The organism is Larkinella sp. C7 (genome assembly GCF_006149005.1).
GTDB lineage: Bacteria > Bacteroidota > Bacteroidia > Cytophagales > Spirosomataceae > Larkinella.
The window spans coordinates 170,970-191,887 of the sequence record NZ_VBSL01000011.1 but is presented as its reverse complement, the minus strand read 5'-3'; the positions used below and the strand labels follow the sequence as shown (position 1 = coordinate 191,887).

Sequence of the window (20,918 nt, the reverse complement as noted above, 5' to 3'; positions counted from 1 at the left end):
ACCACAGATTACCCAAGCTCCCCGCATTAGCGGGGAGCTTTTTTTGTGACCTGTGTATCGTTTTTTCAGGCGTCATTTTAATTGCTGGACAAACACATAATAAGCAGGATCGCTAGTTAACGAATAGATACCCGAGGTAGGCCATGTCTGCCATTGCGTAGTTGGGTTAAGATTCTCATTAGGGCCTGCATTGTTTAAGCACACTCTTAACGGCATGTTAAATCCTTCGACACAATTTGTCCAGCGGTATTGGATCTTGTTTTTAATCAATTTATACTCCAACGTCGGAATGCGTTTATCGCGCAGGTATTGATCAAATACCTTCTGAAAATTGATGCCGGATTGTTGGCTGATGTACTCCTCAATTTGTTTTCCATCAACCGTCTGGTGGTAAAAAGTCTGGTTAAGGCCCCGAAGTATTCCCCGCCACTTCGTATCATCACCAATGATTTGCCGAATCGTGTGCAGCATATTTCCGCCCTTATAATACATGTCGCCTGAACCTGAGTGGTTTACATTGTAGGTTCCGACTATGGGTCGGTCATTTCGAATGAGCGCCCGGGTACCCATTACATAGGCCGATCCCGCATCTTTTCCGTGGTAATATTCCGTATAGAGGTTTTCGGAGTAATTGGTAAAGCTCTCATGTACCCACATATCAGCAACGTCGCGGTAAGTAATGTTGTTGGCAAACCACTCGTGACCAGATTCGTGGATGATGATGAAATCCCAAAGAAGTCCAAAACCGGTTCCCGACAAATCGCGTCCCAGATACCCATTCCGAAAACGGTTGCCGTACGTCACCGAGCTTTGATGCTCCATTCCCAAATAGGGTGTCTCGACAAGTTTGTAACCGTCTTCGTAAAATGGGTACGGTCCAAACCAGTGCTCAAACGCTTTCAGCATGGGTTTCGCCTGTTGGAATTGCCGACGGGCCGAATCGGCATGTTCGGGCAGGGCATAAAAATCCATGGTTAACCGCCCCTTTTCGCCCTGAAGCGTATCCGCCCAATGTACATAGTTGCCGATGTTGACGTTGACGCCATAATTACTGATCGGGTTGCTCACAAACCAGTCGAAGGTGTGACTTCCATCGTTGTGCTCGGTCACCCGGCGTAAACGGCCATTGGAAATGTCCTGTAATCCTTTGGGTACGGTGATGCTGATGAGCATGCTGTCGGGTTCGTCGTACATGTGATCTTTGCAGGGCCACCACGCACTGGCACCCAATCCCTGGCAAGCCGTGGCAATAAACCATTGGCCGTTTTTATCCCGTTTCCAGACAAAGCCGCCGTCCCAGGGGGCGCGTTTGGCTACCCGCGGTTTTCCGGCATAGTGAACTACCAGCGACTCGGTTTGCCCAATTTCCTGCTTTTTCTGAAGCGTTATGAAGTAGGCATTTCCATCCTGCCTGAAAGGCAATTCCTTCCCTTCCTGAACAATTTTCTGAATTTTAAGGGGGCGTTGTAAATCAACTTGCAGCGTCTGATTGGGTTTTAAAACCCGGTAATACATGGTTGTGCTGCCACTGATCGCACTGTCCGCCGGATTGATTTTTACCTGAAGATGATAATACGCCAGGTCCCACCAGATCCGTTCCGGGGTAATGGAACCGCGTAAGGTATCGTCGTGTGTGAACACAAACTTTTGAGCGGAAACCGTAAAAGAAAGTAAAAGAGCCGCCTGGAGGAGCCCAATGGATTTAGAAAGTTGATGAATCATGTCGTATATCGTTCGGAGTTAAATCATTTTTCCGCACTCAGCGTGGCCCCGGAGGACAGTGTTCCAGTAAATACCGGGTGTATAGACTGCGGAGGTGACGGCTGGTGCCTTCGCCTTCCGAAATACTATGCGTCCGGTTTGGATAAGGCATCACCTGAAATTGTTTGTTGTGTTTAATGAGTTCATTGATAAGGACTTCGGCGTTGGAATAATGCACATTGTCGTCACCCGTTCCGTGAATATAGAGGAGATTTCCGCGTAGATTTTTGGCATAGGTGATGGGTGAACCGGCCACAAAATCCTCCCGGTTTTCCTGGGGTAAGCCCATGTACCGCTCCTGGTAGATGTTATCGTAGAACAATTGATTGCCCACAGCCGCCACGGCGATGCCGGTTTTATAGATGTCTGGATACTGAAAAAGCAGGTGAAGCGTGGTCGAGCCACCGCCACTCCAACCCCAGACAGCGACCCGGCTGGTATCCAGATAGGCGTGTTGTTCGAATAGTTTTTTAGCCCCCATCGCCTGATCCCGAACGTTGATCCGCCCGATCTGTCGGTAAATGGCTTTGCGCCACGCTGCCCCCTTCAGCGCTGGCGTTCCCCGGTTATCCAGGGCAATATAACAGTAACCCGCTTTGGCCATATCGCCGTCAAACTGGGCATTGCTGCCTGCCGAAAAGACATCGCTGGTCGTGGTCGTTGCCGGTTCGCCATAGACATAAAAAACGACCGGATATTTTTTGGTACTGTCGAAATTTTCGGGTTTTCGCATCCAGCCGTCCAGCGAAATGCCGTCGGCGGTTTGAACCTTGAAAAACTCCACATTCCGGGGTGTTTGCGGGTTGGAAGTGGGGCGGGGAGACGCACGAACGACCTGATTGTCAGACAAGCGAATCCAGTTTGTAATCATTGGTGTCTGGTGACTATTGAACGTATGCTGGGCATATCGACCGCCGGGGGCGATGTCGTAGGCATGGGTTCCCGGCTCATTGGCGGGAGAGATTCGCTCCGGTTTTCCCTTACCATCCATCTTCGTACGGTACAAATACCGCTGGGTGGGATTGGTAGGAGAAGCCATGAAATAGATATACTGGTTTCGCTCGTCGATGTAATTGAGGTTGGCAATGTCATACGATCCGGGCGTGAGTAAAAGTTCTTTTTGGCCGTCGCGACTGATCCGATACAGATGCCGCCAGCCATCTTTTTCGGAAACCCAGATAAACGATTTTCCACCGTCCAGCCACTCCCAACCGGCGGGATTACCCCGGTTCCAGCTTTCCTTCGTGTCGATCCAGGTGTCGCTGGTTTCGCGGTGGATTGGTGTCACAGAGCCGTTGTCGGTTTGGGCTACAAAAAGAATACTCTGGTTTTGTTTTCGGGTTAATTGTTGGATAATCAGTTCATTGGAATTGGGGAACCACTCCATGCGGACGAGGTAATGCTGCCGGGGATCACCCGGAATGGCCAGCCAGCGCGTTGTCCCGCCGGTTGCCGGAACGACCCCGATGCGAACCGGTGAGGGTGACTCCCCAACTTTGGGGTATTCGACTGGAATGACCCGGGAGTAAACCGAATCGGTCGTATTCAGCATCAAATAATCGCGAATCAAGCTGGCGTCGACCTGCCAATAGGCAATTTGCTTGCTATCCGGGCTCCACCGAAAACCGTCGCGGCAGCCGAATTCCTCTTCATACGCCCAGTCAAACGTACCGTTGATGCGTTTGCGGGTGCCGTCGGTGGTCAGTGGGGTGGTTTGGCCGGTCACCACATCTTCCACAAACAGATTGTTTTTGCTTACGTAAGCTACCTTGGTTCCGTCGGGCGACAGCTTGGCGTAGAGCAGTGACTGAACCGGCTGGTTTTTTCCCACCTGCCGCAACTGACCCGTTTTTCGGTTGAGCAAATAATAATCGCCCCGGGTGTTGAAGCGCCAGACCCGGGCGGTATTGGTGAAGATCAGCAGGTGTGAAGAATCGCGGCTGAACGCCATCTGGGCTACCGCTAGCGGTTTCGATGCGCCGGTTGGGGTGAGTTGTTCCCTGGAAATCAGGGTGGTTGCCTTCCCGGAAACCACGTCGGTTTGCAAAACTGCTTCCGGGGTGATGGTCAGATAGGCGTTTCCGTCGGCGGTCCAGCGAACACCCTGGAATTGCGCCCTGGCAGCTTGAAAACCGGTGAAGAAAAAGAGAATAAAGAAAATCAGTCTCATATTTTTTAGAAAATGGCTTTGATGTATTGACCCGGCGTCAGGCTCGTAATGAGCTTAAATTGACGGTTAAAGTTCGACAAATTCGTGTAGCCGCACGAAAACGCAATCTGGCTGATCGGGAGTTTCGATTCCTGCAACAAACGGCAGGCGTGTTCAATGCGGACTTCATTGAGCAGTTGCGAAAACGTTTTCCGGGTATGAAGACGAAAAAACCGGCAAAACGCGCTTTCGGTCAGGTGGGCCTGAGCCGCCACTTCTTCCAGAGTAATGGGCGAAGCATAGTGGTTCAGAATATAGGTAAATACATTGTCGAGCCGCTGGTGATCGTCGGGGCGTCGGGGTTGTTCGTAGGCTGTCATCGACAGCATTTCCCGTCTCGAATCGGTCGCCATGCAATCCAGAACCGTTAATAGCGCCATCAGTTGCTCAAAAGGACGAAGGGTGTGCAGTTCTTCCATGCAATGCGTGGTTGAAACCGGCTCGTTGAAGCGAATCCGAACGCCGTGTCGGGCTTCCTGAAAAAGCTGGCTGAGGTGGTTCAACTCGGGCATTCCGAAGAACGGTTCTTTCAGGTGTTCAGGACGTAGGTAGACGGAATAGGACAAGGCCCGTTGAGCGGATTTTGCGGAGAAATAAACCGGATCGTTGCGAAACACATGCGGTAAATTGGCCCCCAAAAGCAATAAATCGTAGGGGCGGAAACGGTCGATGCGGTCGCCGATGACCTGCGTCCCCACACTTTCCTTGATTAACGTCAATTGTAGTTCGGGATGAAAATGAAGCCGGTCGTAAAAATGAGACCCATCATCGACCTGAACCCGAAAGGAGCGATCCGCAACGGTGGGAATCCGGAACAGCAGCGGTTTCATTGGAAAGCCAGAAATGAAGGGTGGCAGGAATGAAAACGGGGGAGCGGTGACGGCTGCTCATGCGGGGAGATGATTGTCGAAATCATATCGATTCAAAATGGATTGTGTGATGAATAGAGACGGTGATGCAAAACAAAGTAGCGATAATTTTCGGAATTGATACAGAATTGGTCATTTATTTTCTTTCAAACCTATAAAGTAGCAAAAAGAGTATCAGAATCAATCAATCTCCATGAAGTGAGCCATTCGTTATTTTGCCAAATTTGTTCTACCTGTAGCGTGCAGGTGGCACGCATCCAATCAACTCCGATCAATCCCTGATATTATGGCTATCTCCGTACCCTGGAAAGGGGTTTATCCCGCCCTGCTCACGCCTTTTACGGCCGACGACGAACTCGACTTGCCGCTGTTCGCCAAAAACATCCTGGCTCAACTCGATGCCGGTGTTCACGGTCTGATCATCGCCGGCTCACTGGGAGAGGTCAGTACGCTGACTGGCCCCGAGAAACTTTCTTTGCTGGAAAAGGCGCTGGAAACTACCAATAACCGCGTTCCAGTGATTATGAATGTGGCAGAAGCCTCCACGCGTGAAGCCGTTCGGGGGGCGCGGGAAGCCGAAGCAAATGGGGCCGATGGCCTGATGCTGTTGCCACCGATGCGGTATTTTGCGGATTCCCGCGAAACCGTTGCGTTTTTCAAAACCATTGCGCAGGAAACATCGCTGCCGATCATGATTTACAACAATCCGGTCGATTACAAAATCATGACCACTGTGGCCATGTTCGAGGAGCTGGCGGTTTTGCCGAACATTCGGGCCGTGAAAGAGTCGACGCGCGACCTGACCAACATTGCCCGGATGCGGAATGCCTTTGGCGACCGCTACAGTTTGCTGGGTGGGGTAGACACGCTGGCACTGGAAGCCCTGGTGTCGGGCGCCGATGGCTGGGTGGCCGGTTTGGTCGATGCCTTCCCGCAGGAAACAGTGGCCATTTATGAGCTGGTGAAAGCCGGTCGAATCGACGAAGCAATCCGCATTTACCGGTGGTTTATGCCCCTGCTGGAGCTGGATATTCAGCCGAAACTGGTGCAATACATCAAACTTGCCGCCACGGCCACCGGTATTGGCTCGGAACACGTGCGCGCCCCGCGTCTGACGCTGGAGGGAGAAGAGCGGGAAAGGGTGCTGGGCATTATTGAAGCCGCCCTGGCGATCCGCCCCGAACTGCAAACGGTGTAGTCTTCGTATGAACTATAATTTTTATTGCATCGACGCCCACACCTGCGGGAATCCCGTTCGGGTAGTAACGGGTGGGAGTATTCCGCACCTCGTGGGTGCGACGATGAGTGAAAAACGGCAGCATTTTCTGCGCGATTACGACTGGATTCGGAAGAGTCTGATGTTCGAACCGCGTGGCCACGATATGATGTCGGGCAGTATTCTGTATCCGCCCAGCGACCCGGCCAACGATGTGGGCGTGCTGTTTATCGAAACCTCCGGCTGTTTGCCGATGTGTGGTCACGGCACCATCGGAACCGTGACGGTGGCCATCGAGCAGGGACTTGTTGTGCCAAAAATACCGGGCGTCCTGAGTCTGGAAGTCCCCGCCGGCCTGGTTCGGGTCGAATACCGGCAGGAGGGGCGGAAAGTAAAATCGGTTAAAATCACCAACGTCAAGTCGTATCTGGCGGCCGAGGGCCTGACGGTCGATTGCCCGGACTTGGGAACCCTGACGGTCGATGTCGCGTATGGCGGCAACTTTTACGCCATTGTGGACCCACAGCCCAATTTTGCCGGTTTACAGCATTTCAAGGCGGAACAGCTTATTGCCTGGGCGCGGGTGATGCGGGAGCGGATGAACGAACAGTATGCGTTTGTGCATCCCGAAAACCCGACCATCAATGGGCTGAGCCACGTTCTGTGGACGGGCAAACCGCTGGCGGCTACGTCGACGGCCCGCAATGCGGTTTTCTACGGTGACAAAGCCATCGACCGCTCGCCCTGCGGCACCGGCACGTCGGCCCGGCTGGCGCAGTGGCATGCCAAAGGCTGGCTGAAACCGGGTCAGGATTTTGTACACGAAAGCATTATCGGCTCCATTTTCACGGGCCGCATCGAGCAGGAAACGGCGTTGGCCGGAAAAACCGCCATTGTGCCGAGCATCGAAGGCTGGGCTATTATTCACGGCTTCAATCATATTATTCTGGATGAAGACGATCCTTACGTACATGGTTTTCAGGTAATATGAGACACATCGGTATTATTGGTGGTGGCGTAATTGGTTTATGTTCAGCTTATTATCTGGATAAGGCGGGTTACAAAGTAACGGTTTTCGATCAAAACACGCTGACGGACGGCTGTTCGTTCGGTAATGCCGGGATGATTGTACCGAGCCACATCATCCCCCTTGCGCAGCCGGGAATGATGGCTAAAGGCCTGCGAATGCTGCTGCGTTCGACCAGCCCGTTTTACATCAAGCCCCGTCTGAGTGCCGATCTTCTGCGCTGGGGCTGGCTTTTCTACAAACATTCGACACCCGGACACGTCGAGCGAGCCATTCCGGCGCTGCGCGACATCAGTTTGCTGAGTAAGAAGCTGTATCAGGAACTCGCCCGGACCGATGGCCTGTCGTTTGGCTGGCAGGAAGACGGACTCCTGATGTTGTATAAAACCGCTGCTGCTGAACACGAGATGGCTGAGGAAGCGGAGGTGGCCAATCGCGCCGGCATCGAAGCGCGGCAATTGTCGGGTGTGCAGGTTCAGGACCTGGAGCCGGACGCCCGGGTAGACGTCCGGGGGGCGGTCTATTACCCCGGCGATGCCCATTTGAACCCCGGTCAGTTCATTCGATCGCTGGTGGCGTATTTGAAAAACCGGGGCGTTGCGCTGCTGGAAAACCAATCCGTGAGCGGTTTTGGCCGGTCGGGTTCCCGGATTACTTCCGTCAGAACGGTTTCGGCGGAGCATTCCATCGACGAAGTGGTCATGGCCGCCGGTGCCTGGTCGCCGTCATTGATGCGGTTGCTGGGCATTTCGCTGCCCTTGCAGGGCGGGAAAGGCTACAGTTTCATGCTGCGAAACCAGCGTCCGAACATCCGGGTTCCGGCCATCATGCTGGAAGCCCGCGCCACGGCTACGCCGATGGGAGCAGATTTGCGGTTTGCCGGTACGCTCGAAGTGGCCGGAACCGATTTGTCCGTTAATATGAACCGGGTGCGGGGCATTGTCAATTCCATCCAAAACTATTACCCCGACCTGCCGGCCCAACTGCCGGAAGTGTCGAAGGTCTGGAGCGGACTGCGGCCCTGTTCGCCCGACGGATTGCCGTATATCGGCCGGGTGTCGGGCTTTGAAAACCTGACCTTAGCGACCGGACACGGGATGATGGGCGTGAGTCTGGGACCCGCTTCGGGGAAACTGGTGGCCGACTGTCTCGACAACCGCACACCGGCCATGGAACTGGGTCCGTTCAATCCGGACCGGTTCCGTTAAAAAAGTGGGGATTAAGGTAAAATTTGTAGCCATTTTTGCCAGAATCCGCTCGACACAGAATAAAAAACGCCAAAACCGTAGATAAATAGGCGGAATTATACCGTTAGTGAATAAATGGTGACAAAAACTGTAAAAAAAAGTAACTTTCACGATCTAATTCACTTGCCGTATTTGAAATAAACCCTCTACTTTTGTGTGTTCGTGATTTTACCGATCCCATGCCATGAAAATCAGCCCGCCACAAGTTGGCCGATACTATTACGTCGGAAATGAACCGACGCTGTTTACTGAAAAATTGTTGCAGGAAATTCTGCCACACCACCGTCCCCAGCCCATTCGGTTGACCAAGCAATGGTTGACTTCATTCGGCTTTCGTCCCGATGCCGCCCGTCACTTCTGGTTTTTTCAGGATCTGAAATTAGTCCCCGGTCTCAATTGCTGGCTGTGCGTCAGCAGCCGCCGGTATCTGCACTATGTTCACGAACTGCAGGAATGTTTTGCCGATATTTACCAGACCGAATTACCCCTCGAAACCCAGTCGTAGTGAGTACAATTCCTTATCGTTTAGCTACCCGCTGCAGGCTTACCTGCTGACACAAAAGAAATAAGTAAATCCTTAAATTTTGTATCGAAATTAGCACGATATTTGTGCTGTAGTTGTCTGACAATTACAGGTTGTTCTGATTGATTTCCCCTCTTTTTTTTCGTTTGGATTCTGCTTCAAAACGCTGGTGCTGTTTTCGGAATAACCATGCTTTCCCGGACAGAATTTACGGCATCGGACTTGTAGAACGAGGATAAGAGAGACGGGCCGGTTTGGGAAAAGTAGGGTTAATCAGAAAAAAATTCACCGTTATTTATCCGGAAGTTACCATTAGTATACTATTTGTAGGGAAAACTACTTGCGTATTTTGCTCTTGAAATGGATCGTATCGGCTTACCCACCTTACTTTTTACTGTCACACACGAATGAAACTGAATCAATCTGTTTTTAAAAACCAGGCGTGGTCGTCCTTATCGGAAACGCCGGGTTTTTTGGCTGATAATGCCCAGTTAGTTTTGGCATTTGGTGAACGGTTTTTATTGGAAAAATCAAACGTTTACGAACAACTTCGCGAACGCTATCCGGCAGCCGACATCGTGATCAATTCCACGGCTGGCGAAATTTACCTCGATAAAGTTCATGACGGATCGGTTATAGCCACTGCCATTGAGTTTGAAAAAACGCGGGTCCGAACCGTACAGATCGACATTCGTAAACACACGGAAAGTTTTCAGGCGGGCGAAAAAATAGCCCGGGAACTGGACGAACCTGATCTGGCGGCTATTTTTCTAATTTCCGATGGAAGCTGGGTGAACGGCAGCGACCTGACCGAAGCACTCAATCAATTGCTGAAACGGCACATTCCCATTTCTGGAGGACTGGCCGGGGATGCCGCCCGGTTTGAACGGACGCTCGTGGGCCTGAACCAAGATCCGGCTGCGGGTAAAATTGTCGGAATCGGTTTTTACGGCACGGAACTGAAAATCGGGCATGGATCGATGGGCGGCTGGGATGTTTTCGGGCCGGAACGCGAAGTGACCAAGGCGACCTACAATGTGTTGTACCAGATCGATGGCAAACACGCGCTGGATTTATACAAGGAGTATCTGGGCAAATACGCCGAAAGTCTGCCCTCGGCGGCTCTGCTTTTCCCCCTTTCCATTCGGGCCACGGCCGGATCGGAACCGCTGGTGCGCACCATTCTGGCCATCGATGAAGAAGCCAAAAGCATGACGTTTGCGGGTGAGATGCCCGAAAAGGCCCTTGTACGGTTTATGACCGCAAATTTTGACCGGCTCATCGACGCGTCGGCCGAGGCCGCACACACCTCGTTGACCCAGCTCAACTTTGCGCCCGAACTGGTAATCCTGATTAGCTGTGTAGGACGGAAGCTGGTGTTGGGGCAGCGAACCGATGAGGAGGTTGAAGCCGCCCGCGAAGTGTTTGGAACCGATGCGGTGATGACAGGTTTTTATTCCTACGGAGAAATTTCTCCCTTGCAGTCCAGTACCCGCTGCGAACTACACAACCAAACGATGACCGTGACGGTCTTTTCTGAAAACTGACACTATGGACACCACGAATTTCCATAAACTGCTGGCCCGACAAATCAATAAACACCTGACGGAAGAGTGTCTGCAGCATGAGCGGTTTCAGCAGTTTGTCAAGGCGGTCAATGAATCGTATCAAAACTTTGACCGCGACAAGGAATTGTTCGAGCATTCGTCATTTCTCAACGAGCGGGAATATGCCACGATCAACCAGAAGCTCAAGGAGGAAATTAGCCAGCGCCGGCAATCGGAAGAAAAACTGATCGAAGCCATCCAGTCGATGGAAATTCCGGAAGGGGATGAAATGCCGGAATTTGGCCCTGAGAATCTGGTTTCACTGGTCGATTTTCTGCAAAAACAGATTGAACACCGCAAACAAATCGAGCTTGAACTGCGGTCGGCAAAAGAAGTTGCGGAGAATGCCACCCTGGCAAAATCGGAATTTCTGTCCATGATGAGCCACGAAATCCGGACACCGCTCAATGGCATTGTCGGCATGACATACCTGATGAGCCAGGAAGAAGTGCCGCCTGCCCTGGCCGAAAACCTCAAAACGCTGCAATTTTCGATTGAACACCTGCACGCGCTCATCAACGACATTCTCGATTTCAGTAAAATCGAAGCCGGAAAAGTGGAACTCGAAGAAACCAACTTCGATTTTAAACACCTGGTTTCCAATATCAAACGCGCCCACCAGTTCAAAGCCGAGGAAAACGGAACCCGCATCAAACTGATGGTGGACGACGACATTCCCGATTCGCTGATTGGGGATTCGCTCCGGATCGGACAGGTATTGTCCAACCTGGTTTCCAACGCCATCAAGTTCACCAAAAAAGGCACGATTACCATCGAACTGTCGCTGCTCCAGAAAGACGACGAAGTGGCTTCCATTTATGTATCGGTGCAGGATACCGGAATCGGAATTGCGCCCGAAAAACAGCAGGCCATTTTCGAGATGTTTACCCAGGCCAATTCAGCCACGACCCGGCAGTTTGGCGGAACCGGGCTGGGGCTGGTCATTACCCGGCGATTGCTCGAACTGCACGACAGCAAGATCGAAGTGGAAAGCGAGGAAGGAAAAGGGGCGAAGTTTCATTTTACCCTTGATTTGCGCATCAGTTCCGCCGTGAAACAGGCCTATGTTCTTCCCGATGCCATCAACGACCAGACCCTGAAAGGCGTTCGGGTGTTGCTGGTGGAAGACTATCCGGTCAATGTGAAAGTTGCGCTCAAATTCCTGAGTCGCTGGGGGGTTCTGGTGGATGTGGCCGAGAATGGACAGATCGGCGTCGAAAAATTTCTGGCGGGTTCCTACGACCTCATTCTGATGGATCTTCAGATGCCGGTGATGGACGGCTACACCTCGACGCAGCACATTCGGGAAACTGACGCCAAAATTCCGGTGATTGCCCTGACTGCTTCGGCCACGTATAGCAACCGCGACCGCGCCATTCATGCGGGCATCAACGATTATGTGACCAAACCGTTCAATCCCAACGATTTGTTTCAGAAAATTGCCAAGTATTGCCAGCGGCTCAACTAACGAATACCGGAAAAACCGGCCCCACTGTAACACATCCTATTTTGGTAGACATGACCCATTCCGCCGATAAAGGCTTCGATCAACTGGACCGCGCCCGTCTGCTGCAACTGTATGAAGACGATACTGAAACCCTGATTTCATCGATCGAAATGTTTCTGGATGAAGTCGTTCCCGCTTTTCAGGTGTTGGAGAACCTGATAGAAGTGCAGGACTGGCCGGGCGTAAGCGCAATGACCCACCAGTTGAGGCCCTGGCTGGGCATGGTGGGACTCACCCGTCTGGAACAGCAACTGGAGGTTATAGAACGGCTGGCAAAGGAAAAACCGGATTATGAAATGATCCCGGATGCCTATCGTAACTTCATACAAAATCTGGAACATATGCAGCCGGTATTGAAAACCGAATTGCAGCAATTGACAAAATAAAAAGGATTATAGAACGACCTGTTCATATGCCAAAAAGATCCGGTCGGAGTGCAGATACTCAGACTGTAGACTATTAAGTTTTGATTAAAATAACTCTTTCCCTTCGAAAAAGGAAGACTATTCTACGAATTGGCCTTTATTTATCAGACAAAATTTAATGAAATTTCGATTTGTAGTATGATTTTTGTTACTACTTCGTATTGTTAGTATACGGTGCTGTTTACTGGTGCTTTAAATAGTAAATTTGAATAACTACCTGTTGCCGACACATTCTTCGTTTACGGGTACGATTCGTAGATAATTTATGGAAAACCAATACCATGTTCTGGTTGTAGAAGACGATACGTACATCCGTAAAGTTCTTCGTCATACATTGAAAGCTGAGTTTGAGGTCACGACGCTGAACAATGGCATTGAAGCGATGGACTGGCTGGAAGCGGGGAATCCGGTCGACATCATCATCACTGACCTGCAGATGCCGTATTTGAGCGGGCAGGACCTGATCCGGACCATTCGGGCCAGTTCGTTGCTGACGCAGGTGCCCATCATCGTGTTGTCGACTTTTACCGATAGTGCGACCAAAATCGCCTGTCTGGAGCAGGGGGCCGACGATTACATGATCAAACCCTTTAATCCGCTGGAAGTCAAGGCGAAAATAAATGCGATTCTGCGCCGAAGGGGCAATCCGCAACCCACCTCGGCACCTGGAACCAAACCGACTTACTGATTCTTTTTAGCCCTCCCTTTGTATGCTGACGGTTTTAGCGAACGGAACAACGTTTCGGGTTTTATACGTCGAGGACGATCCCCAGATGGCCGCCGATTTTAGTCAGGCATTTGGTGAGACGGCATCCATTACGGTGGTAACGAGTCAGGAGCAGGCCCTTTTTTTTCTGGAGGCCGAGCCAGCGGTCGATTTGGTGGTTTTCAACGACCGGCTGAACAGCCGGGCGTTTTTGAATGCTGTTCGGACCAGCCCGCGTTCCGGAAAACTCTCCACCATTCTGCTGACGGGCGATTCCCCAACTCCCATCGACCTGACGGTCGAACCGTTTCGGGGGCGCGTCATCGATGTGTTCCACTACGGTTATTCCGAAGCGGCTTTTCAGACCCGGTTATCGTACCTGGTTCTGAAAAAACAGTATGCCGAAACCGGCGGAAATGCCCACAAGCCCGTTCAGGTTCGGATGCCAATCGGCAAACGGGTTTTCGACATCGTGCTGTCGTTTTTCCTCCTGTTGATGATTTCGCCCCTGCTGCTGGTGGTCGCCATTCTGGTAAAACTAGACTCCAAAGGCCCCATTTTCTACGGTTCGAAGCGGGTCGGAATGGGGTATAAGGTGTTCAATATGTACAAGTTCCGAACCATGCGCACGGATGCCGACCAGATGCTGGCGAGCATGGCTTCCAAAAACATGTACAATGTGGCGAAAGTAGAAGAGGCAACGGATCAGCTCTGCGACACCTGCCAACGCGCCGGAACCGGGTGCCAGCAACCGCTTTTTCTGGACGATAAGCAGGTTTGCGAAAAAGTCCATTTCCGGGCCGAAAAAGCCAAGGCCATGTTTTCGAAGTTCAAGGAAGACCCCCGCGTGACGCGGCTTGGCAAGGTGCTGCGCAACACGAGCATCGACGAACTGCCGCAGTTTTACAACATTCTCCGGGGGGATATGTCGTTTGTCGGTAACCGGCCGCTGCCGCCCTACGAAGCCGAAAAGCTAACGGCTGCGGGCTATGCCCGGCGGTTTGCGGCTCCGGCCGGCCTAACGGGACTCTGGCAGGTGACCAAACGCGGAGGAGCGGCCGTTTCGGATCAGGAACGCATCCAGCTCGACGTGCTTTACGCCAAAAAATACTCGTTCAAAACGGACTTGATGATTGTAATACGAACCCTGAAGGCGGTATGGCAAAAGGAGAACGTGTAGCCAGCGTGCCGCTGATTTCGCTGATTACGATCAACTACAACCAGGCCGCGGTGACGTGCGAACTGCTGGAATCGACCCGGCGGTTAAAATACCCCCGCTTTGAAATTATCGTGGTGGACAATGCGTCTGCCGAAGATCCCACCGAACGCATCCGGCAGGGGAATTATCCGAACGTGAAGGTCGTGGTCAGCCCCGAAAACCTCGGTTTTTCGGGCGGTAACAACCTCGGGATGCAACACGCGAAAGGCGATTATTTCTTTTTCCTGAACAACGACACGGAGGTGACGCCGGACTTGCTCGATCAGTTGCTGGCGCCATTCCAAACCGATCCGACGATTGGCATTACGTGCCCCAAAATCCGTTTTTTTGACCATCCGGCGATCATTCAGTACGCGGGCTATTACCCGCTAAACCGCTATACCGGCCGCACCTGGTCCATTGGGCTGGGTGAAACCGACCGCGGGCAACACGATCAATCCGGGCCGACGGCTTTTGCCCACGGAGCCGCCATGATGGTGAGCCGCCGGGCCGTGGAGGAGGGGGGCGCAATGGACGAGTCGTTCTTTCTCTATTATGAAGAACTGGACTGGTCGATGCAGATTCAGCGGGCCGGTTTTCAGATCTACTACCAGGCTTCGGCCCTGATTTACCACAAGGAGTCGATTAGTGTGGGCAAAACCAATCCGCTGAAAGTCTATTATCATACGCGAAACCGGCTGTTGTTCATGCGAAGAAACGTGAGCGGTTTTCCCCTGTTTTTTTTCTGTGTCTACTATTTCAGCTTTGCTCTCACCAAAGCGGCTTTTCTCTACGCCATCAAGCGGCAGAAAAACTACCTCATCGCGCTGAAAAACGCGGTTCTCTGGCATTTCAGCAACAAAATTCACCACCCGGCCAAAGACGTTCTGCCGCGCGTGGTGGCGACTACTTAACGAATCACTATGGAAATTTTTCTGGTTGTCTGCGCAGGACTCGTGGTGTATACGTACGTCGGATACGGTATTTTGGTGTGGCTTCTGGTGAAAATCCGGGGGCGTCGGCCCGCCTTGAAAACCGATACGGTTTTTGCGCCCGATGTCACGCTGATCGTGCCGGCCTACAACGAACTGTCGTGTCTGCCCGACAAGGTGGCGAACTCGTTTGCGCAGTACTATCCCGCTGATAAGCTTCATTTTCTGTTCGTTACGGAAGGGTCGACCGACGGTTCGGCAGATTTCCTGCGTTCGAAATACGGTAACCGGGTGGCAATCATGGAAGGCACGGAACGCCGGGGCAAGGTGGCCGCCATGAACCGCGCCATGTTGCAGGTGAAAACCCCGCTGGCCATTTTTACGGATGCCAACACCATTCTGAACCCGGAGGCCGTGCAGCATCTGGTCCGCCATTTTCGGGATCCGAAGGTGGGAGCGGTGGCCGGTGAAAAACGAATTTTGACGAACGACAGCGAGTCGGCGGCTGGTTCGGGCGAAGGACTTTACTGGAAATACGAATCGTTCCTGAAGCGTCTGGATTCCGATTTGCACACCATCGTCGGTGCGGCCGGTGAGTTGTTTGCGGTGCGGACGGACTTGTATGAGCCGGTTGAAACCGACACCATTTTAGATGATTTCATCATTTCGCTCCGAATTGCCGGACAGGGCTACCGCGTTGCCTATGAGCCGGATGCCTACGCGATGGAACGTCCGTCGTTTTCGATTGTGGATGAGCAGAAACGGAAAATCCGGATTGCGGCCGGTGGTTTTCAGTCCATTGTCCGGCTGACCTACCTGCTGAATATTTTTCGCTACGGTTGGCTGACCTTCGAGTATGTGTCGCACCGGGCGATGCGGTGGGCCGTGGCACCCCTGTGTTTGCCCCTGATTTTTCTGGCCAACGCCTGGCTGGCGGTTCGGGAACTGGGGATTGATCCGTCGGGGCAGTATGGCTGGACGGTTTTGTTCGTGCTTCAATGTATTTTCTATGCAGCTGCCTGGGTCGGTTACCGGCTCGAAAAAAAGAATCTACGCTGGAAACTGCTCTTTGTTCCGTTCTATTTCACTTTCATGAATGTCTGTGCGCTGGCCGGTTTAGTCCGGTATTTAAAAGGCAACCAATCGGGTACTTGGGAGAAGGTTCGCCGGGCGGGTGAAGTCGAGCGTACGTACGGGCTATAGTCTGTAAAAACGGTTATGAAGTAAGTATAAAAATCAGGCATAAAATCCGGTAAGCATGATCTGATTGCTGACCTTTTAAAGTATAAAAATTCCAATAGGGTGCATTTGGCTTCAATTGGTTTTTAAGTAGACCGTCCATTTACCCTTCTTCGGGCAACCTCGACTACGCATTAATACTTACCTCCCGGTTCGTAAAGAAAAATGCGCCGGGGATCATTCGGACTGCCCCTCATTCTTCATAAAAACGCCTAAGGCACCGTCTTCCCTTTTTTTTTAAATTTTCTGCTGCTTTACGTATTCTGTTTGGATATTTTTTGAGCGCCAAAAAAAATCCGAAAAATGTAAAAAATAGTTGAAAGAATTTGCAAAAATAATTTCCTATTTCTGCGATTTTATTTTTAGAATCCGAAGGGATATTATTCTTGTTATTTAAATCAACTACTTAAAATTTGCAAAAATATTTTCATGTCTGATAATCGTGCAGGCTGTTTTCATGATGAAAATCATTAAACTATATTGCTGATTCTGAGGTATATTTGATTGAAAGTGTTAGATTAAATAGTTGTTTTTCTATTGCACATCCGCTTTCATTCTGTCAAATTTTATATTTCATAACACATCCATTTAAGCAAGTAATTATGAAAAAAACTGTACTGACGCTTCTCTGTTTCATCACATCAATTGTACTTTTTGCGCAGACGGAAGAACGCATCCGGTTTGTGTCTGTGACGCCGAGTGAAGAAACAGGTCAGGATTATTCGCCCTGGCTAAACGACAACACCGACAGTTTGGTGGCGCAGGCCTGGACGAACAACTTCAAGTGGGTGGATGTGACACTGAAACTGGAAAAGAAAGCCCTCATCAGCCGCCTGTCTTTTTTCGACGCGGAAGGGGTGTTTTCCGATAAACCGGCATCGATTTATGCCGTGAATGGCACCGAGAAAATTTTGCTCGGTACTTTCGAAGGACCCACCTACATGACCTGGATCGACATGCCGCTGGCTCAGGCGGTTTTTGCCGACGCCATTGTCATTCATAAATACAGCAACAACATTCCGCAAAAGATCAAAGCGTTTGGCCAGCCCATCACGACCTTATCCGCTTTTACGCCCGTTCCGGGCCGGGTGGAAGCCGAGAGCTTTGCGGGAATGAACGGTATTCAAACCGAAAATACGGCCGATACGGGTGGTGGACAGAATGTGGGCTGGATCGATGACAACGATTGGATGGACTACCACCTCAAGGTGGCATCCGCCGGTGTTTACACCCTTAAATTCCGGATTGCCAATGGGTGGGGGAACGGCCAAATTGAACTGAAAACCTTCAATGGCACGGTGTTGACGACGCTGAGTGTGCCGCAAACCGGGGGCTTGCAGGCCTGGCAAACCATTTCGACAACGGCTTACCTGAACGCGGGAGAACAGATTCTGCGGTTGAAGGCGGTGGCCGGAAACTGGAATTTTAACTGGTTTCAGGTCGAGGGTGCAACCGCAATACCCGGCAAAATTGAAGCGGAAACGTATGCCGACATGCGCGGTATTCAAACCGAAACGACCTCCGATGCGGGTGGTGGACTGAATGTGGGTCGCATCGACGACAACGACTGGCTGGACTACAACGTCAATGTGGCGTCGGCTGGCCCCTATGCCTTTCATTTCCGCGTCGCGAAACAATACGGTGATGGCAAAATCGAAGTGAGAACCGCTACGGGAACGGTATTGACCACGGTAGACATCCCGTATACCGGCGGCTGGCAAAGTTTTTCGACCGTTAGCGGCACGGCTACCTTGCCCGCCGGAAACCAGATTTTGCGCATTTACGCCGTAAAGGGTGACTGGAACTTTAATTGGGTCGATGTGCAGCCAACCGCACCCGTGGCGGTGCCGTCGGTGATCACCTTTGCCGCTTTGTCGAACAAAACCGTCGGCGACGCGCCCTTCAATCTAACGGCCAGCAGCAACAACACCGAAACCGCCATTACCTTCGCTTCGTCCAATTCGGCGGTGGTTTCCGTTTCCAATGCAACCGGTTCCTGGAAAGCGACCGTAACCGGAGCGGGGACGGCAACGATTACGGCTTCCCAAACCGGCAATGCAAACTTCATTGCGGCCGAAAATGTGGCGAGAACCCTCGTGGTTCAGCCGGCTCCAACCACGCCACCAACCTCTTCGACCGCCGTTAAAATTCCGATCGAAGCCGGACGCTGGTACCAGCTCAATAACGTCAACAATGGCCTGGAAGGCTTGTTCGACGGCGTAACGAATGTCGATGTGAACACGGGGTACGGCAAGGTTCTCAGCAACTTCGATGCCTATTATCCGCTGCAGCCCGGGGAAACCATGACCATCGAAAGCATCAAGTTTTTTGATGGCTCCGGCACGATGACCGATAATCCGATGACGCTGTCGGTCATTACCGATCAATGGCAAATTATCCCGATTGCGACCTTTACGGGGCAGGAATACAACGGCTGGGTGGGGCCGTATCCGACCCGGCCAACAACCGGCGATGCTAAATTCAAGCTGGATGCACCCATCAGCAATGCCCGGTATCTGGTGCTGAATGCGTGGTGGGGCTATCCGACCGAAATGGAACTGTATGGCAGCTACACGCCGACGACGGTTCCGGTAACGCCGATTCCGCAGAAGTCCATTCAGTTGAAAAGCATGTTTGGCGCCAACGCTTTCGAGTGGGATTTTGAAGATGGACGCAACCCGGACATCATCGACGAGACGAAAATGAAAGCGGTCAAAACCTTCCGGGGTATTCGGCACTACATGGATTGGGAGAAACTGGAAGCCAACGAAGGCCAGTTTACCTACAACCCGACCCACAGCGGAGGCTGGAACTACGACGCCATTTATGAACGCTGCAAAGCCGAGGGCATCGAGGTGCTGGCGTGTCTGAAAACCCTGCCGGGCTGGATGCTGGCGACGTACCCGGAAGACCAGCGGGATTCGGAAAATGTGCCGCTGCGTTTCGGGAGTGACTTCACCAACCCGGCTTCGTACATCGATCAGGCCAAAGTCGCGTTTCAGTACATGGCCCGGTATGGCTCCAACCCGAATGTAAATCCGGCACTGGTCAGTGTGAACAGCACCCCGCGCTGGACCGGTGATCCCGTCAATACGGTGAAAATCGGGTTGGGATTGATCAAGTACATCGAGTGCGACAACGAACGCGACAAATGGTGGAAAGGCCGCAAAGGGTACCAGACCGCCCGTGAGTATGCCGCCAACCTGTCGGCTTTCTACGATGGTCACAAAAACACCATGGGACCGGGCGTTGGGGTGAAGAATGCCGATCCGAATGTGAAAGTGGTAATTGGCGGGATGGCTTCAGCCTATGCCGGACCCGACTACCTGCTGGGCATGATCGACTGGTGCAAGCAATACCGGGGCTACAAACCCGATGGCACCGTCAACCTGTGCTGGGATGTGATCAATTACCATTTGTATCCCGACAATTCCAATTCGTCACAAAGTGGAACCTCCTCGCGGGGCGCGGCTCCCGAGATTTCCTCAGCGGTGAATGTGGTACAGAAATTTGTGGAAGCCGCTCACAAGTATGCGTATGATATGCCGGTTTGGGTCACCGAAACGGGTTATGACGCCAACCAGGGCAGTCCGCTGAAAGCCATTCCGATCGGCAACAAAAACGAATACCAGACCCAGGCCGACTGGATTTTGCGGACGGCGTTGTTCTACGCCCGGTCGGGGGTGGAGCGGGTTTTCTTCTATCAGATGTACGATGATAACTTCCTGAATCCGACGCAGTTTGGTTCTTCCGGTCTGATCAACCAGGACTTCACGCGCAAACCGGCGGCTGACTTTATTTTCCAGGCCAACAAGCTGTTAGGGGAGTACACCTACAAACAGACGATCAGCACCAATCCGATTGTCGACCGGTATGAATACCAGGGCAAGTCGGCCTACGTGCTGGTGGTGCCGGATGAAGTGGGCCGGACGGCGTCGTATACGCTGGATCTGGGAACGGCGGGACATGCCAAAGTCTATACACCCCAAATGGGACGTGATACGGCTGACGTTCAGACGATTCCTACGGTTGCCGGTAAGGTGACATTAACGGTGACGGAAACGCCAATTTTCGTGATTGCCTCCGATCAGGTGGTGACGACGGCAACATCGACCACCGCAACGGCCCGGCTGGGCTCGGCGGAATTGACGGACAAGGCTTTGAGCCAGTCGGTTCGGGTATATCCCAATCCGTCCGTCGATGTTGTTACGGTCGATGTGGCCAATGAACAGGCCGGACCCGTCGAAATCAACGTGTTCAGCGGCAGCATGGGAACCCTGCACAAGCAGGTGAACGGGGTGAAATCGTCGGGTGGTTATTCGCGGGAAATCAACGTGTCGACCCTGCCGGTGGGGATGTACATTCTCGAAATCAAACAGGGCAACGAGCGGACCTTTCGGAAAGTATTGAAAGCAAACAAATAGGGCGGTTTTTGTGGAGAAACAGGCGGGG

General features: G+C 52.0%; 15 protein-coding genes. 12 read left to right on the top strand and 3 right to left on the bottom strand.

The genetic code is table 11. From position 1 onward, the window contains the following. Positions 1 to 72 precede the first annotated feature (72 nt). Genes FH871_RS23690 through FH871_RS23680 form a run of 3 tightly spaced genes read right to left on the bottom strand, consistent with a single transcriptional unit; the run spans position 73 to position 4,800 of the window. The gene (locus tag FH871_RS23690; protein WP_138993906.1) at positions 73 to 1,722 is read right to left on the bottom strand and encodes a M1 family metallopeptidase; all 1,650 of its coding nucleotides are present in this window, start codon (positions 1,720 to 1,722) and stop codon (positions 73 to 75) included. 37 nt (positions 1,723 to 1,759) lie between these two features. Further along, on the bottom strand, positions 1,760 to 3,931 hold the full coding sequence (locus FH871_RS23685) for a DPP IV N-terminal domain-containing protein (protein WP_138993905.1): 2,172 nt from the start codon (positions 3,929 to 3,931) through the stop codon (positions 1,760 to 1,762). Positions 3,932 to 3,936: 5 nt separating this feature from the next. Next, positions 3,937 to 4,800: an AraC family transcriptional regulator gene (locus FH871_RS23680; RefSeq protein WP_138993904.1), complete on the bottom strand. Its 864-nt coding sequence runs from the start codon at positions 4,798 to 4,800 to the stop codon at positions 3,937 to 3,939. Between the two features lie 325 nt (positions 4,801 to 5,125). On the opposite strand from FH871_RS23680, the gene FH871_RS23675 reads away from it, so the two are divergent. The 12 genes from FH871_RS23675 (at position 5,126) to FH871_RS23620 (ending at position 20,890) form a co-directional block, all read left to right on the top strand. Continuing rightward, positions 5,126 to 6,037: a dihydrodipicolinate synthase family protein gene (locus FH871_RS23675; protein WP_138993903.1), complete on the top strand. Its 912-nt coding sequence runs from the start codon at positions 5,126 to 5,128 to the stop codon at positions 6,035 to 6,037. Positions 6,038 to 6,044: 7 nt separating this feature from the next. Next, positions 6,045 to 7,046 (top strand): 4-hydroxyproline epimerase, encoded by a 1,002-nt coding sequence (locus FH871_RS23670; protein WP_138993902.1) that lies wholly within the window; start codon positions 6,045 to 6,047, stop codon positions 7,044 to 7,046. Continuing rightward, positions 7,043 to 8,290: an FAD-binding oxidoreductase gene (locus FH871_RS23665; protein WP_138993901.1), complete on the top strand. Its 1,248-nt coding sequence runs from the start codon at positions 7,043 to 7,045 to the stop codon at positions 8,288 to 8,290. The genes FH871_RS23670 and FH871_RS23665 overlap by 4 nt, the downstream gene beginning before the upstream one ends. Positions 8,291 to 8,513: 223 nt before the next feature. Continuing rightward, positions 8,514 to 8,834 (top strand): hypothetical protein, encoded by a 321-nt coding sequence (locus FH871_RS23660; protein WP_114406015.1) that lies wholly within the window; start codon positions 8,514 to 8,516, stop codon positions 8,832 to 8,834. 425 nt (positions 8,835 to 9,259) lie between these two features. Further along, positions 9,260 to 10,399, top strand: coding sequence for an FIST signal transduction protein (locus FH871_RS23655; protein ID WP_138993900.1), 1,140 nt, complete (start codon positions 9,260 to 9,262; stop codon positions 10,397 to 10,399). 4 nt (positions 10,400 to 10,403) lie between these two features. Next, on the top strand, positions 10,404 to 11,927 hold the full coding sequence (locus FH871_RS23650) for an ATP-binding protein (protein WP_138993899.1): 1,524 nt from the start codon (positions 10,404 to 10,406) through the stop codon (positions 11,925 to 11,927). 50 nt (positions 11,928 to 11,977) lie between these two features. Then, positions 11,978 to 12,352 (top strand): Hpt domain-containing protein, encoded by a 375-nt coding sequence (locus tag FH871_RS23645; protein WP_138993898.1) that lies wholly within the window; start codon positions 11,978 to 11,980, stop codon positions 12,350 to 12,352. Positions 12,353 to 12,656: 304 nt separating this feature from the next. Then, positions 12,657 to 13,079, top strand: a complete 423-nt coding sequence (locus FH871_RS23640; protein WP_138993897.1) for a response regulator transcription factor — start codon at positions 12,657 to 12,659, stop codon at positions 13,077 to 13,079. 22 nt (positions 13,080 to 13,101) lie between these two features. Beyond that, the gene (locus FH871_RS23635) at positions 13,102 to 14,277 is read left to right on the top strand and encodes a sugar transferase (protein WP_138993896.1); all 1,176 of its coding nucleotides are present in this window, start codon (positions 13,102 to 13,104) and stop codon (positions 14,275 to 14,277) included. Further along, positions 14,256 to 15,209, top strand: a complete 954-nt coding sequence (locus FH871_RS23630) for a glycosyltransferase family 2 protein (RefSeq protein WP_138993895.1) — start codon at positions 14,256 to 14,258, stop codon at positions 15,207 to 15,209. The genes FH871_RS23635 and FH871_RS23630 overlap by 22 nt, the downstream gene beginning before the upstream one ends. Positions 15,210 to 15,218: 9 nt before the next feature. Further along, on the top strand, positions 15,219 to 16,430 hold the full coding sequence (locus FH871_RS23625; RefSeq protein ID WP_138993894.1) for a glycosyltransferase family 2 protein: 1,212 nt from the start codon (positions 15,219 to 15,221) through the stop codon (positions 16,428 to 16,430). 638 nt (positions 16,431 to 17,068) lie between these two features. Then, positions 17,069 to 20,890, top strand: coding sequence for a carbohydrate-binding protein (locus FH871_RS23620; protein WP_138993893.1), 3,822 nt, complete (start codon positions 17,069 to 17,071; stop codon positions 20,888 to 20,890). Positions 20,891 to 20,918 lie beyond the last annotated feature (28 nt).